Here is a 14,183-nt window from a genome sequence, read left to right as displayed (position 1 = left end):
CGCCCACCGCGCTCGAGACGTGAGCGATCCGTGAGCGACGTCTCGCTCCCCCTCACCCTAGGCCTCGCGGCGGCGGCGTTCGTGGCGGGCATGGTCGACGCGATCGGCGGCGGCGGCGGCCTCATCACGGTGCCCGCGCTGCTGGCAGCGGGGCTCGACCCGCGGGTCGCGCTCGCCACGAACAAGGGGCAGGCGGTGTTCGGCGCGGTCTCGAGCGCGGCGTCGTTCGGGCGCCACGGCGCGGTGGCGCCCGAGCGCGTGAAGGTCGCGTTCGCGGCGGGGTTCGTGGGCTCGCTGCTCGGCGCGCTCCTGCTCGTCACGCGGCGCCCGGAGCCGCTGCGGCCGCTCGTCATCGTGCTCCTCTTGACGGCGCTCGCCGTCGCGCTCGTGCCGCGCGACCGCCTCCCGAAGCTCACGCCGCGCCACCCCACCGTGGCGCTCGTGGCGGTGTCGCTCGGGCTCGGCGCCTACGACGGCTTCTTCGGCCCCGGGGTTGGCAGCATGCTCATCGTCGCGAACGTCGTGCTCTTTCAGGAGCCGCTCGTGCGGGCCTCGGGCAACGCGAAGATCGTGAACCTCGCGTCGAACCTCGCGGCGTTCGGCCTCTTCGCGGCCCGCGGCGCGATCCTCTGGCGCGTGGCCTTGCCCATGGCGATCGCGAACGCTCTCGGGGCAAACGTCGGCGCGCGCCTCGCGCTGAAGGGCGGCGAGAGGCTCGTGCGGCGCGTCGTCGTCTGCGTGGTGCTCGCCGTCGTCGCCAAGCTCCTCCGCGACGTCGTGAAGGGGTAGCGCTCGCGTCGCCGTCACGAGTCGCCATCGCGCCGGCGACGGGGCGCCACGAGTCAGCCCGCGGGCGCGGGTGCGCGCGAACCGAAACTTGCACCCTGAGATGTTACGCTTCCGCCATGAGCGTTCTCTCGGTGGATCTCGGCGGGACTCGGATGCGCGGCGCAGTGCTCGACGAAGACGGCGCCCTCCTTCATCGCGACGTGCGCCCCACCCCCGTGGCCGACGCGGAGCCGGCGGGGCTCGTCGATCTCATGCGGGAGCTCGTGCGGCACGGGTCGCGCCCCGCGCGCGCGATCGTGGGCGTGCCTGGCCGCGTCGATCATCGAGAAGGTCGGCTGGACCGCGCGCCCAACCTGCCGCCCTCGTGGGCGCCGCACCTCACCGAGGCAGCCCTCGGCGCGGCCATCGGCGTGCCGGTGCGGCTCGTGAACGACGCCGACCTCGCCGCGGTGGGCGAGGCGTATTTCGGCGCCGGGAGAGGGTTCTCCGACGTCGCCTACGTGACCCTGTCCACGGGGGTGGGCGGCGGGGTGCTCCTCGGCCGCCGGCTCCTCGTGGGGCGGCGCTCGCTCGCGGAGGTGGGCCACATGGTGATCGATCGCGGCGCCCACGCACGCGGCGAGCCGTCGACCTTCGAGCAGCTCGCGTCGGGGAGGGCCCTCGCGCGGGTCGCAGAGGCGCACGGCCTCGCGCTCACGGGGCGCGAGGTGGTGGAGCGGGCACGGGCGAACGACGCCGCGGCGCTCGCCGTGCTGGGCGAGATCTGCACCGCAGCTGCGATCGGCGTGCGCGACGTCGCGTTCGCGTTCAGCCCCGAGATCGTGGTGATCGGGGGCGGCCTCGGCCTGAACGACGACCTCCTGCACCCCGCGATCCGCGCGCACCTCGACGCGGAGGGGCCGCCCGCCATGCGCGTGGAGCTCGCGCGCGCCACCCTCGGGGACGACGCCGGCCTCATCGGCGCCGCCGCCCTCGAGCGAGCCCTCGCGGGGGGCCCGTGAGCGGTGACGTGAGCGGCGTGAGCGCGGAGCGCCCCGCGGCCGCTCGGCGCGACCCCGAGTCCGAGCGCCTCCTCGAGGACCTGCTCCGAAAGAAGAACTGGAAGCGCTGGGGCACCTACCTCGCCGACCGCCAGTGGGGCACGGTCCGGGAGGACTACTCGGAGGACGGCGACGCTTGGAGGCACTTCCCCCACGCCCACGCGCGCAGCCGCGTGTATCGCTGGGGGGAAGACGGGCTCTTCGGGCTCACCGATCGGCAATGCCGAATGTGCCTGTCGCTCGCCCTGTGGAACGGCAAGGACCCCATCCTCAAGGAGCGCCTGTTCGGACTCACCAACGAAGAGGGCAATCATGGGGAAGACGTAAAGGAACTTTACTTTCACCTCGACGCGACGCCCACCCACTCGTACGCGAAGGCGCTCTACAAGTATCCGCAGGCGGAGTTCCCGTACGAAGAGCTCGTCCAGCGGAGCCGCGGTCGCGGCCGCGACGCCTCCGAGATCGATCTCGAGCACCTCGGGGTCTTCGACGAAGATCGCTATTTCGACGTGACGTTCGAGTACGCGAAGCGCGGCCCCGACGATCTTCTCGGGCGCTTTACGGTCGAGAACCGCGGCCCCGAGGCGGCCGAGCTCCACGTCTTGCCCACGCTGTGGTTTCGCAACGTGTGGGGCTGGGGTCGCTCGGGCGAGGGCTACGGCCACGAGCCCACCATCTCCAGAGCGGGACGGCGCACCCTCCGGGCCGTGTCCGACGCGCTCGGCCCGTACGTCCTCGAGGTCGAGCCCCTCGAGCAAGGCGGGCGGCCGAGCGCGCAGCCCGCGCCCTTCCTCTTCACCCACAACGAGACCAACCGCGAGCGGCTGTACGGCGTGCCGAACGAGCGCGCCTCGGTGAAGGACGCGTTCCACGACGCGGTGGTGCACGGACGCTACGACGCGACGTCGGCGGACGAGTCCGGCACGAAGGCGGCGGCGCACTTCGTCATGAGGCTGCCCCCCGGCGGCCGGGCCGTGGTGCGGGTGCGGCTCTGCGACGAGAGCACCTGGCAGCCCCTCGTCGATCAAGTGGCCGAGGGCGCCCGCCCCTCCGCGAGCCCCGAGGAGCGCGCGGCCGCGATCGACGCCGTGTTCGCGGAGCGAATCGCGGAGGCCGACGCCTTCTACGCCACGAAGACCGGCGCCACCTGGTCGGAAGAAGACCGCACGATCGCGCGCCACGCGTGGGCCGGCCTCTTGTGGACCAAGCAGTTTTACCACTACGCGATCAAGGAGTGGCTCGAGGGCGATCCGTCGCAGCCGCCGCCGCCGCCACGGCGGGCCGCGCGCGCGCGCAATCGGGAGTTTTCCCACCACCTCTACAACCGCGACATCATCAGCGTGCCCGACAAATGGGAATACCCCTGGTACGCGGCGTGGGACCTGGCGTTCCACATGTTACCACTCGCCACGATCGACCCCGACTTCGCCAAGGGGCAGCTCGAGCTCTTCTTGCGTGAATGGTACATGCATCCGAACGGGCAGCTGCCTGCGTACGAGTGGAACCTGTCGGACGTGAACCCGCCGGTGCACGCCTGGGCGGCGTGGCGCGTGTACAAGCTCAGCGCCCCTCGCGGGAAGCGCGACAAGCGCTTCCTCGCCCACGTCTTCCAGAAGCTGCTCATGAACTTCACCTGGTGGGTGAACCGGAAAGACGAGGGCGGCAACAACCTGTTCTCCGGCGGGTTCCTGGGGCTCGACAACATTGGCCTCTTCGACCGCAGCAACCCGGTCCCCGGCGGCGGCCACGTCGAGCAGGCCGACGGCACCGCGTGGATGGCGTTCTATTGCACCACCATGCTGGGGATGGCCGTCGAGCTCGCCGCGAGCGATCCGGCCTACGAGGACCTCGCCAGCAAGTTCTTCGAGCACTTCGTCGCGATCGCCGAGGCGATGAACGAGCTCGGGGGGACGGGGCTCTGGAACGAAGAGGACGGCTTCTACTACGACCAAGCGACGGTGGGGAACACGTCGATCCCGCTCCGCGTGCGCTCGATGGTCGGCATCATCCCGCTCTTCGCGGTGCTCGCGATCGACGTCGACGTGCTCGAGGCGCTGCCGGGCTTCTCCAAGCGCATGAAGTGGTTCCTCGACAACCGCCCCGATCTTGGGCGCTTCGTGACCCGCCGCACCCAGCCCGACGGCAGCGTGCAGCGGCTCTTGGCCATTCCCCCGGCCGACAGGCTCGTACGCGTGCTCCGCTATGTGCTCGACGAAGAGGAGCTGCTCTCGCCGCACGGCGTGCGGTCGCTGTCGAAGGCGCACGCCCACCCGTACGAGGTCGCGCTCGGCGGGGAGATCCGCCGCATCGCCTATGTGCCCGGCGACAGCGACTCCGGCATGTTCGGCGGAAACTCCAACTGGCGAGGTCCGGTGTGGCTGCCGGTCAATCACCTCCTCATCGAGGCGCTCGACCGCTACCACTACTTCTACGGCGACTCGCTCAAGGTCGAGTGCCCCACCGGCTCCGGGCACCTCATGAACCTGCGCGACGTGGCGACGTTCCTGTCGCGACGCGTGGCGGGCCTCTTCCGGCGCGGCCCCGACGGCGCGCGCCCCTCCATGCCCCCGCACCCCGTGTTCGGCGATCTCCCGCTGTTCCACGAGTACTTCGACGGCGACACCGGCCGGGGCGTGGGCGCCGCGCACCAGACCGGGTGGACGGCCCTCGCAGTGCACGCCCTCGGGCGCTGAGGGGCGGGCGCCGGGCGCTGAGCGCGCGACGCTGTTGTATGGAATGCGAGCGTCACAGGAGACGACTTGAAGCTCGGCCGGCCCAGCGGCGGCGCTCCCAGGCGATGTGAGTCGCCATCCCGGTCGAATTCGGGCCCGGGATGAGGTTCGTCGCCCCGAGGAGCAGCGCTCTTCGGTGAGCCAATTGCGACCGGTCGCCACTTCGTCCTGCATCATCGCGACGTGCGCGCGGGCCGGTCGCGCCGAGCCGGAGGAACAGGAGCGCTCGCGCAGCGTGGTGCGTTCGTCGTTCGGCCCGACTGCCCAGCTCGGCGTGGTCGGACGCGCGCTCGCCTTCACAGAGCTCCCGGCGCGCCCTGCCGACAAGGATTGGGCGCCTCGCGAGGCTCGACCTGCAGGGTCGAGTGATCGATCTCGAACCGGTTGCGCAAGGCAGCCCCGACGTCGCCGAGAAAGCGCGGCTCGCACGTGTTCGTCGCCATGACGAGGTGCGCCGTGAGAGCGGTCTCGGTGGTGCTCATCGCCCAGATGTGAAGGTCGTGGACCTCGAGCACGCCGGGCAGACTCGCGAGGTAGAGTTGGACCTTCTCCGCGTCGATCCCATCGGGCACCGCGTCCAGCGCCAGGTTCAGCGACTTCTTGAAGAGGCCCCATGTGCCCACGAGGATGACGCCGGAGACAAGGAGGCTCACGAGAGGGTCGAGCCATGTCCAGCGCGTCCGCAGCATGATCGCCCCCGTCACGACGACACCGAGCGAGACGGCGGCGTCCGCGGCGAGGTGCAGGAAGGCCCCTCGAACGTTCGCGTCACTCTTTCGGCCCTTCGCGAACAACATCGCCGACACCCCGTTGATGACGACCCCCACCGCCGCGACGGCCATGAGCGCGCCTCCCTCGACGGGCGCCGGGTGCCGGAGCCTGCCGATCGCCTCCCATGCGACGCCGCCGACGGCCACGACGAGAAGGACGGCGTTGCCGAGGGCCGCGAGGACGGTCGTCTTCCGCAGGCCGTACGTGCGCTGCGCCGTGGGCTTCCGCCGGGCAAGCGCGAGGGCCGCCCATGCGAGCGCGAGCCCGAGAACGTCGCTCAGGTTGTGGGCCGCGTCCGCGACGAGGGCGACGGAGCCGGCGGCGATCCCGAAGGCCGCCTCGACGACGACGAAGGCTACGTTCACGGAGATTCCGATCGCGAAGGCGCGCCCGTAGCTCTCGGCGCCGGGTTCGTGGGGGTGGTCGTGGTCATGAGCCATGTGCACCTCAGTCGATCGCGAAGATTCCGGCCCCATCGGTCTGCGAGCCCCGGCGTGGCCGGAGAAATCACCCCTCGTCGCCCGCCACGCAGCACTCGCGCTCCGCACACCCGCAGTCGTCGCACGAGCGAGCGCTCGTGGTTCCGCAGTGACGCTTCATCCTGTCCCGAAGCTCGCTACGGGCACGGAAGAGCCGAACCGTGAGCGCGTTGGTGGTGAGGCCAAGCTCGGTCGCGACGACGGCGAGACGTTCTCCGCGCTCGTCGATCCGCCGAAGCACCTCAGCGTGGTGCGGCCGGAGTCGACTCGCCTGGGCGCGCACGCAGAAGCACGGCGTCGCGACAACGAGCGGAGTGGCCAGGTGATCCGTGGGGATGTCGACCCTCCCCCTAGCCTGCCGCGCTCGCGCGCGCGTCGCGTCGATGGCCTTCCGGTCCACGATGCGCCCCACCCACGCGGAGAGGCGCCCTTCGTCGCGGAGGGCTCCGGCTCGCCGGATCGCGGCAAGGACCGCGTCCTGCACAACGTCTTCCGCGTCCGCGATCGAGCCGACCGCGCGCTTCGCCCGCCGGAGCAGGCGCGCGCGCTCTCGAGCCCAAGCCTCGCTCACGCGCACCGCGGGTGTGTTGGAGCCCGGTTCGATCCACATTTCGAGCGAGGCTAGCACACTTCAACAGATAGTGAATTATCACATTGTTGGTAAGATTCCGCGAAGTCGAGCGTCACGGCAACGACCACGCTCCTCGTAACGGCCCCCCGACAGGTCTCCCATGAAGCTGCTCGTTCGAGGCGCGATCCTCGCTTCCCTCCTTCTCCCGAGGGGAGCCCGGGCCGAGCCTTCTTGCAACACGATTACGCGAGACAACGTCGCCCCGTGCGCGGTCTCTGCGAGCCTCCCCGTACGCGCCGCGGCGCTCTCCACGATCGCCCGCCGCGCCGACGCCGAGCGCGCCAGGGTGCTTCTTCCCTCCAACCCGACCCTCGCGTTGTCCCTCGCGGGGCGACGCTCGACGGGCGACTCCGCGTTCAACGCGTACGGTCAGCTTGGCCAAGAGATCGAGATCGGCGGGCAGCGGGGCGCGCGCTCGCGCGAGGCCGAAGCGCGCGTCCTCGCGAGCGAGGCGCAGCGAGGCGCCACGGCCCGCGACGTGGCCGCGGAGGCGCTGACAGCCTACTTCGAGGTGCTCGCGGCCCGCGAAGAGACCGCGCTGCTTCGCCGCGTGGAGGTCCTCGCGATCCGCGTCGCCGACACCGCGCGCGCGCAGGCGAAGGCCGGCGCGGTCGCCGAGGTGGACGCCGACGTGGGCGAGGTGCAAGCCGCGAAGCGCACGCAGGCACGCATCGTCGTCGAAGGCCGGCTCGCCGCCGCCGAGGTGCGCCTCGCTCGGCTCGTCGGTGCGAGCGGCAGCCCGGCGGTCGATGGTACTCTCCGCCCGCTCGCGGTCCCGTCGCGCAACGAGACGTCGCCACGGATCGCCGCGTTGACGAAAGAGGCTGAAGCGCTCGACGCTCAAGCCACCGTCCTCGCGCGATCGAGGATCCCGAACGTGACCGTGTCGGTCTTCGCGCAGAGCGATGGCTTCCGTGAGCGCGTGATCGGTGCCGGTCTCGCGCTCCCCATCCCGCTCCCGGAGCCCCTCGGGCAGTCGCGATCGAGCGAGATCGCGCACGCACGGGCGGAGGCCGAGAGGACGCGCACCGAGGCACAGGGCATGCGAGTCGCGCTCGCGCGCGAAGCGGACGCCTTCGAGGCCGAGGCCACGGCGCTCCTTCATGCGAGCACCGTCGTCGACGACGCTCGCGCGGCGCGCGTGGAAGCGAGCCTCGCGAGGCTCGCCAACGAGGTGGAGAAGGGGCGCCTACAAGCCAGGGACGCGTTCGTCGCTCAGGACGCCCTCGCCGACCTCCTCGTTCAGCGCGTCGCCTCGAAGCGCTCGGCCTGCGTCGCGTCGGTGCGCCTCGCAGCCCTGCGCGGCATCGCACTCGAACGAGGGAATCCTTGAGGCGCGACACGCTCGCCGCGCGCCGCATCGGGATCCTCGCCTGCGGGCTCGCAGTCGTGCTCTCGTCGGCATGCAAGACGCAAAGGGCGCCGACCGAGAAGACCGAAGGAAGGGAGAAGGTCGAGGACGGCGGCGAGGCCGAGCACGCCGAGCTCCCCAAGGTGGTGAAGCTCGACGCCGAGCCGCGCACGCGCGCTGGCGTGCGCTCCGAGCCCGCCAAGAGAGAGACCCTCGCGAAGAGCCTCTCGCTCGCGGGCGAGATCGTGGCTGACCCCGACCGGACGGCCAAGGTCTCGTCGCCCATCGCGGGGCGCCTCGAGCGCGTGGCGATGCGAGAAGGCGCGCTCGTGAAAAAGGGCGACGTGCTCGCAGAGCTCCGTGTCCCGGACCTCGGGCGCGTGCGTGGCGCCCTCGCTTCGTCGACGGCACGCGCGAAGGCAGCACGCGCAAACGAAACGCGACTCAAGGGGCTGTTCGAGGCAAAGCTGACGTCCGAACAATCGTACCTCGACGCAAGAGCAGACGCCGACGCACGGGACGCGGAGTCGCGCGCGCTCAGCCTCGAGCTCGCCGGTCTCGGGGCGGGGGGCGCAGAGGGCGGCGTGCTCCTGGCGCTCCGCGCGCCGATCTCGGGCTCGGTCGTCTCGCGCGACGCGGTCGTCGGACAGCCGGTCTCGCCAGACCAGGTGCTCGGCCAAATCACCGACATGGGCCAGGTGTGGTTCCTGGGCCGCGTCTTCGAACAGGATCTCTCGTCCCTCGTCGTCGGAGCACGCGCCGAGGTCGTGCTCAACGCGTATCCACTGTCACCGTTCTTGGGCGCTGTGGAGGCCATTGGCCAGAGGGTGGACCCCAGCGCGCGCACCGTGGTCGCGCGCATTCGCCTTGAGAACCCGAATGGCCTCTTGCGCCTCGGCCTCTTCGGGAAGGGAAGCGTGGCTATGCCCGATCCCGCCGCTACAGAGCCCGTGCTCGTCGTGCCTCGCTCCGCCGTGGTGGAGGTCGGCGGACAGAGTGTGGTCTTCGTCGAGGAGAGGGTGGACACGTTCACGCGCCATGACGTCACGCTCGGCGCTTCTGCCCCGGGAAGAGTGCAAGTGATCGCGGGCCTTCGGGAAGGCGAGGCGGTCGTCGTGGCCGGGGCGTTTACCCTAAAGAGCGTGCTGCTAAAGGCCGCCATCGCGGAGGACGACTGAGATGGCCGTCCTCGCCTTCATTGTCGCGTTCGCCCTACGAAATCGCGCGGTCGTCTTGCTCGCGACCCTGCTCTTTCTTGCGATCGGCCTGCGCGCCGCCACGACGCTCCCCGTCGACGCCGTCCCGGACATCACCAACGTCCAGGTGCAGGTGATCACGGCCTCGCCCGCGCTAGGGCCGACCGAGATGGAGAAGATCGTGACCATTCCGGTCGAGCGCGCGATGGCTGGAATTCCGAAGACGACGGAGGTGCGGTCCATCTCCAAGTACGGCGTCTCGGTCGTGACCGTCGTATTCCAGGACGGCACGGACATCTACTTCGCGCGGCAGCAGGTCAACGAGCGCATGCGCGAAGCCCAAGAGGCCATCCCCGAGGGTTATGGGAAGCCGGAGATGGGGCCGAACTCCGGGGGGCTCGGTGAAATTTACCAGTTCACGGTCGAGAACGAATCCCTCACGCTCATGGAGCGCGAGGAGGTGCTTGACTGGCAAGTTGCGCCCGCCCTTCGCGCTGTCCCTGGCATCGTCGAGGTTAACAGCTTCGGAGGGGAAGACCGACAGTACCAGATCGAACTCGACCCTGGGCGAATGCAGGCCGCGGGGCTCTCCACGGCGCAGGTCATCGACGCCCTGCGCATGGCCAACGCCAACGCGGGAGGCGGCTACCTCGAGGCCAATCGCGAGCACGTGGTCATAGGCACCGACGGCCTCGTACGCAGCCTCGACGATCTGAGGAACGTCGTCTTGGCGGCGACCACGGAGGGTGTTCCCATCACCCTCGCGTCCGTCGCCGACGTCCACTTCGGCGCGCGACTCCGGCGCGGGGCGGCTTCGCGCGACGGCAAGGGTGAGACCGTGCTCGGCGTCGCCATGATGCTCCTCGGCGAGAACTCGCGCACAGTCACGGCCGCCGTGAAGGCGAAGCTCGCGGCCATCGAGCCCTCGCTCCCTCCGGGCACGAAGCTCGTACCTTTCTACGATCGCTCGGTGCTAGTGAACCGCACGACCGGGACCGTCGGCATGAACCTGGCTGAGGGTGCTGCGCTGGTCATCTTGGTGCTCTTCGCACTCCTCGGCGATCTCCGGGCGGGCCTCGTCGTCGCGATCGTGATCCCGCTCTCGCTCCTCTTCGCGATCGCGGCCATGAACGCGCTCGGTCTGTCGGGGAACCTGATGAGCCTCGGTGCCATCGACTTCGGGCTGCTCGTGGACGGCGCGGTGATAATCGTGGAGAACGCCGAACGGAGGCTCTCGGAGGCGCGCCGCGACCGTGGGCGGGAGCTTACCCCGGAGGAGCGCACGACCGTGGTCGAGTCCGCGACGCTCGAGGTTCGCTCCGCGAGCCTCTTCGGAGAGGCCATCCTCGCGATCGTCTACCTGCCACTTCTCACGCTCAGTGGAATCGAGGGGAAGATGTTCCGCCCGATGGCCACGACCGTGCTCCTCGCGCTCGCGGGGGCGTTTCTGCTCTCGCTCACCTTGATTCCCGTCCTCGCGAGCCTCGTGCTCGTGCCTCGGAGGGAGCACAAGGAGACATGGCTACTAAGCAGGATACACGCGACTTTCGTGCCGTTGCTCGGACATGCGTTCAAACGCCGCGGGCTCGCCGTTGGCTTTGCCGTGGCCATGCTCGGCGTGGCCGTCGCGTGCGGGAGCCGGCTCGGCGCCGAGTTCATTCCGCAGCTCGACGAAGGGGACCTGCTCGTGGAAGCGCGGCGGTTGCCGGGCGCTGCGCTCAGCGAGACGATCCGGACGGACACCGAGCTCCAGCGGGCCTTGCTCAAGATTCCCGAAGTGAAGCACGCCGTATCGCGGGCGGGAGCGCCGGAGATCGCTACCGATCCGATGGGGCTCGAGCAATCGGACGTCTACATGTTGCTCGCCGATCGCTCCGAGTGGCGAAGAGGCCTCACGAGAGAGGACCTGGCGAAGCAGGTCTCCGAGACGGTCGAGAGAGAGACTCCGGAGGTCGCCGGCGGTGTCTCGCAGCCCATTCAAATGCGCACGAACGAGCTCGTGGCCGGCGTTCGCTCAGACGTCGCCTTGCTCCTCTATGGGACCGATCTGGACGAGCTCGCGCGTCTCGGTGACGTCGCGGCGAAGACGATTCGCCGCGTGCCGGGCGCCGCGGACGTGCGCGTCGAACAAGTGGCGGGCCTCCGGTACCTCCGTATCGTACCTGATCGCCGCAAGCTGGCGCGGTACGGGCTCACGGTACAAGACGTGAACCAGCTCACCGAGACGTTGTCGGTGGGGCTCTCGGTCGGCCAGGTGCTGGAGGGCGAACGGCGCTTCTCGATGGTCGTGAAGACGCGCCACGCGTACGACGGTGACGCCGCGCCGCTGCGGACCTTGCCGCTGCGAACCGTGAGCGGTCAGGTCGTCCCTCTCGGTGACGTGGCCGACATCGTCTTCGTGACCGGCCCCGCGCAGGTGAGCCGAGCGAGCCAGTCCCGCCGTCTCACCGTCGAGTTCAACGTGCGCGGGCGCGATCTCACCACCGTGGTGAACGAGGCACGCGCCGCCGTGGAGAGGGCGCAGAAGCTCCCCGTCGGCTACCGCGCCGAGTGGGGAGGTCAGTTCGAGCACTACGAAGAAGCGCGAGGGCGCCTGATGATCGTCGTGCCAATTGCGCTCGGGCTCATCGGGTTCCTGCTTTGGCTCGCATTTCGGTCCGCGAGGCTCGCCGCGCTCATGTTCTCGAACGTGCCGTTCGCCACCGTCGGGGGTGTCGTGGCGCTCGCGGTTCGCGGTATTCCCTTCTCCATCTCCGCTGGCGTCGGCTTCATCGCCCTCTTCGGGGTCGCGGTGCTGAATGGCCTCGTGCTCGTCTCGTTCGCGCGGGACCTCGAGGCGGCCGGGAGCACACACCTCGGCGCGATCCGAGAGGCCACTGAGCTGAGGCTGCGCCCGGTGCTCACCACTGCGCTCGTAGCTTCACTCGGGTTCGTCCCCATGGCGCTCTCCACCGCGCCCGGATCGGAGGTGCAACGGCCGCTCGCCACCGTGGTGATCGGTGGGCTGCTGAGCGCCACCGTGCTCACGCTCATCGTGCTCCCTGTCGTCTACGCTTGGCTCGCCCCCGACGTGGCGCACGGGACGCCTTCCCTGCGGCCTCCGCCGTCATTCCGAGTCAGAGGAGAGGCCTGAGCCGAGCGCGGCTCAGGGACGCGGGTGGTCCTTGAAGAACCGGAGGACCACGTCACCCCACGCCACCGCCGCGGGCGGCTTGCAGCTGAAGAAGAGGGTCTGCCCGGGCGCGCCCGCGCCGGGCTGGTCGGCGCCCCCGGGGACGCAGTGCCCGCGCAGTAGCAGCGGGAAGAGCGGCGGCGTGACCTCGGTGTCGTGGCGCAGAAATTCGTACGCCGTGCCCTTCGGGCTGAGGTAGCGCGTGCGCTCGTGGAGCGCGTCGGACGAGACCACGACCGGCGCGCCGAGCGACCACGCGGCGACCGCGGCGTCGCGCTGCTGGAGGCCCTTCGCGAACGGCACGAGGGCGTCCTTCGTGCCGTGCATGTGCAGGATGGGGACCTCGGCGGCCGGCGAGCCGCGGCCCTCGAACGGGCAGTCGAGGGCGAACGGGGGGCAGGCTGCCCGACAGGGTCGTGCCGTGCGCCGCCGCGATGGGCTTCACGCGATTTCACTGCGTGGTGCAGGAGGGGGCGATCACGAACCTCTACCTCACGCAGCTCACGAACGGCGCGACGGCGGCTGGGCCGGCCGCCGCCCTCCGCGTGCTCGCGCCGGCCGAGGTGAGCTACGCGGGCGCGATCGGGGCGCTCACGACGCTCACGTTCCAGAACGCGCTCGCCACCGACTACTCGGGGGCCCCCTGGTCCGCCGCAACGAAGAAGGCCTTCGACGTCGTGCTGGTCTGGACGGTGGAGGCGGCGCGCTCCAAATTCATCTACACGAAGGTGAACTCCATGCTCGGCGGCGCGGCGATCGACGGCGATCTGCGGAAGGACGTCGCGCAGAAGTACGGACACCCCCGGACCGCCGCGGGCCTCGCCGCCTTCCGCCCCCTCGATCTGTTCGACTATCGCGCGCTCTACGTGAACGACAAGGAGAAGGGCAACGTGGCGCTGGGCGTGTACGCGCAGATGGGGCTCTGAGCGCTCGCCTCAGGCCCGCGCTCGATACCCGCACAATACGTGCGTAATACATTCATTTCCGGCGCGGCGTACGCTCCGAACGCTCCTATACTTCCGGCGGGCGCGGCTCCGGTAGAGCCGGTACCGCGCGCACGGGTTGGGGGCCGACCGACGAGACGACCGCGAGGAGCTGGCATGACGGACACGCTGACCTTCGGATACTTCGCCCAGGAAGAGAGCACCCGGGAGGCCTCCGAGCGACTGCGCGCGTGGATGAGCGAGCGACTGGGCGTGCCGATGTCCCTTCATTTCTGCGGCGGCTACGAGGCGCTCGCCCGCGAAGTGGAGTCCGGGAAGGTGGACGTGGCGTGGCTGCCGCCCGTGGCGTTCGTGAAGCTGCCCCCGGAGAAGGTCGAGGCGCTGCTGGCGCTCGAGCGCGGGCGCCAGACGGGCTATAAGTCGGCGCTCGTGGTGCGCTCCGACTCCACCATCGAGTCGCTCGAGGATCTCCGGGGCGCGCGCGCAGCCTGGGTCGACGCCTGGAGCGCGAGCGGCTTCGTGGTCCCGCGGGTCGGCCTGAAGAACTTGGGCGTCGATCCGCGGAACCTGTTCCGCGTCGAGGCGTTCCACGGCTCGCACAGCGCCGCGATTCGCGCCGTGATCGACGGCGCGGCCGACGTGACGGGCACGCACGCGAGGCCCAAGGCGAGCGGCGAAGAGGGCGTCGAGGGTTCGTGGACGCTGGTCGACGGCGTGGCGATGCGTGTATTACGCACGTTTGGCGAGGTGCCCGCCGACCTCATCTGCGTGCGCCCGGCCCTCCCGACCGACCTGAAGACCCGGATCGCCGAGGCCTTCAAGGCGGCGTGCGCGGGGGAGCCGAAGGCGGACGTGAAGGCCATCTTCGGGGCCGACCGGTTCACCGACGCGCCGACCAGCGGCTACGCCGCGCTCCGCGCGTCGCTCACCGAAGCGAACGCCGCCGGGCTCTTTGACTGAGTCTGCTCACGACCAAACAGGGAGGGGGCGCGAGGGGGAACGCCCTCGCACTCGACGCCCAACTCCGTACCGCCCCGACCAACAGGGGGGGCGCGAGGGGGAACGCCCTCGCACTCGA

The 14,183-nt window shown here is 70.3% G+C and carries 11 protein-coding genes; 8 read left to right on the top strand and 3 right to left on the bottom strand.

Going from position 1 to position 14,183, the window contains the following annotated elements; translation table 11 throughout:
- Positions 1-90 precede the first annotated feature (90 nt).
- The 3 genes from IPQ09_16820 (at position 91) to IPQ09_16810 (ending at position 4,522) form a co-directional block, all read left to right on the top strand.
- On the top strand, positions 91-789 hold the full coding sequence (locus IPQ09_16820; GenBank protein MBL0195855.1) for a TSUP family transporter: 699 nt from the start codon (positions 91-93) through the stop codon (positions 787-789).
- Between the two features lie 116 nt (positions 790-905).
- Positions 906-1,790, top strand: coding sequence for an ROK family protein (locus IPQ09_16815; GenBank protein MBL0195854.1), 885 nt, complete (start codon positions 906-908; stop codon positions 1,788-1,790).
- Positions 1,791-1,807: 17 nt separating this feature from the next.
- Positions 1,808-4,522 (top strand): glucosidase, encoded by a 2,715-nt coding sequence (locus tag IPQ09_16810; protein ID MBL0195853.1) that lies wholly within the window; start codon positions 1,808-1,810, stop codon positions 4,520-4,522.
- Positions 4,523-4,857: 335 nt separating this feature from the next.
- Here the strand turns inward: IPQ09_16810 and IPQ09_16805 are convergent, their stop codons facing one another.
- On the bottom strand, positions 4,858-5,772 hold the full coding sequence (locus tag IPQ09_16805; protein MBL0195852.1) for a cation transporter: 915 nt from the start codon (positions 5,770-5,772) through the stop codon (positions 4,858-4,860).
- 67 nt (positions 5,773-5,839) lie between these two features.
- Positions 5,840-6,421 (bottom strand): sigma-70 family RNA polymerase sigma factor, encoded by a 582-nt coding sequence (locus tag IPQ09_16800; GenBank protein ID MBL0195851.1) that lies wholly within the window; start codon positions 6,419-6,421, stop codon positions 5,840-5,842.
- A gap of 121 nt (positions 6,422-6,542) precedes the next feature.
- On the opposite strand from IPQ09_16800, the gene IPQ09_16795 reads away from it, so the two are divergent.
- The 3 genes from IPQ09_16795 to IPQ09_16785 are packed head-to-tail and all read left to right on the top strand — an operon-like array spanning position 6,543 to position 12,122.
- Positions 6,543-7,775, top strand: coding sequence for a TolC family protein (locus IPQ09_16795; GenBank protein MBL0195850.1), 1,233 nt, complete (start codon positions 6,543-6,545; stop codon positions 7,773-7,775).
- The gene (locus tag IPQ09_16790; protein ID MBL0195849.1) at positions 7,772-8,971 is read left to right on the top strand and encodes an efflux RND transporter periplasmic adaptor subunit; all 1,200 of its coding nucleotides are present in this window, start codon (positions 7,772-7,774) and stop codon (positions 8,969-8,971) included. Before IPQ09_16795 ends, IPQ09_16790 begins: the two co-directional genes overlap by 4 nt.
- A 1-nt stretch (position 8,972) precedes the next feature.
- Positions 8,973-12,122 carry an efflux RND transporter permease subunit gene (locus IPQ09_16785; GenBank protein ID MBL0195848.1) on the top strand — a complete coding sequence of 1,050 codons (3,150 nt, stop codon included), beginning with the start codon at positions 8,973-8,975 and terminating at the stop codon, positions 12,120-12,122.
- A 12-nt stretch (positions 12,123-12,134) separates the two neighbouring features.
- On the opposite strand, the gene IPQ09_16780 is transcribed toward IPQ09_16785, so the two are convergent.
- Complete coding sequence (locus tag IPQ09_16780) at positions 12,135-12,488, bottom strand: hypothetical protein (protein MBL0195847.1); 354 nt, start codon at positions 12,486-12,488, stop codon at positions 12,135-12,137.
- An 89-nt stretch (positions 12,489-12,577) separates the two neighbouring features.
- Between IPQ09_16780 and IPQ09_16775 the strand changes: the two genes are divergently transcribed.
- Positions 12,578-13,087, top strand: coding sequence for a hypothetical protein (locus IPQ09_16775; protein ID MBL0195846.1), 510 nt, complete (start codon positions 12,578-12,580; stop codon positions 13,085-13,087).
- A gap of 174 nt (positions 13,088-13,261) precedes the next feature.
- A complete protein-coding gene (gene phnD, locus IPQ09_16770; GenBank protein ID MBL0195845.1) occupies positions 13,262-14,065 on the top strand; it encodes a phosphate/phosphite/phosphonate ABC transporter substrate-binding protein in 804 nt (267 codons plus the stop codon).
- The last annotated feature ends 118 nt before the right edge of the window (positions 14,066-14,183 follow it).

This window comes from Myxococcales bacterium (assembly GCA_016720545.1).
GTDB lineage: Bacteria > Myxococcota_A > Polyangia > Polyangiales > Polyangiaceae > JAAFHV01.
This window is presented reverse-complemented; position numbering and strand designations above follow the sequence as displayed.

Bases quoted from the DNA above. Each gene is read 5' to 3' on its own strand.
- IPQ09_16780 (MBL0195847.1), bottom strand. From the start codon at position 12,488: ATGCACGGCACGAAGGACGCCCTCGTGCCGTTCGCGAAGGGCCTCCAG.
- phnD (MBL0195845.1), top strand. From the start codon at position 13,262: ATGACGGACACGCTGACCTTCGGATACTTCGCCCAGGAAGAGAGCACC.
- IPQ09_16800 (MBL0195851.1), bottom strand. From the start codon at position 6,421: ATGTGGATCGAACCGGGCTCCAACACACCCGCGGTGCGCGTGAGCGAG.
- IPQ09_16815 (MBL0195854.1), top strand. From the start codon at position 906: ATGAGCGTTCTCTCGGTGGATCTCGGCGGGACTCGGATGCGCGGCGCA.
- IPQ09_16805 (MBL0195852.1), bottom strand. From the start codon at position 5,772: ATGGCTCATGACCACGACCACCCCCACGAACCCGGCGCCGAGAGCTAC.
- IPQ09_16795 (MBL0195850.1), top strand. From the start codon at position 6,543: ATGAAGCTGCTCGTTCGAGGCGCGATCCTCGCTTCCCTCCTTCTCCCG.
- IPQ09_16785 (MBL0195848.1), top strand. From the start codon at position 8,973: ATGGCCGTCCTCGCCTTCATTGTCGCGTTCGCCCTACGAAATCGCGCG.
- IPQ09_16820 (MBL0195855.1), top strand. From the start codon at position 91: ATGGTCGACGCGATCGGCGGCGGCGGCGGCCTCATCACGGTGCCCGCG.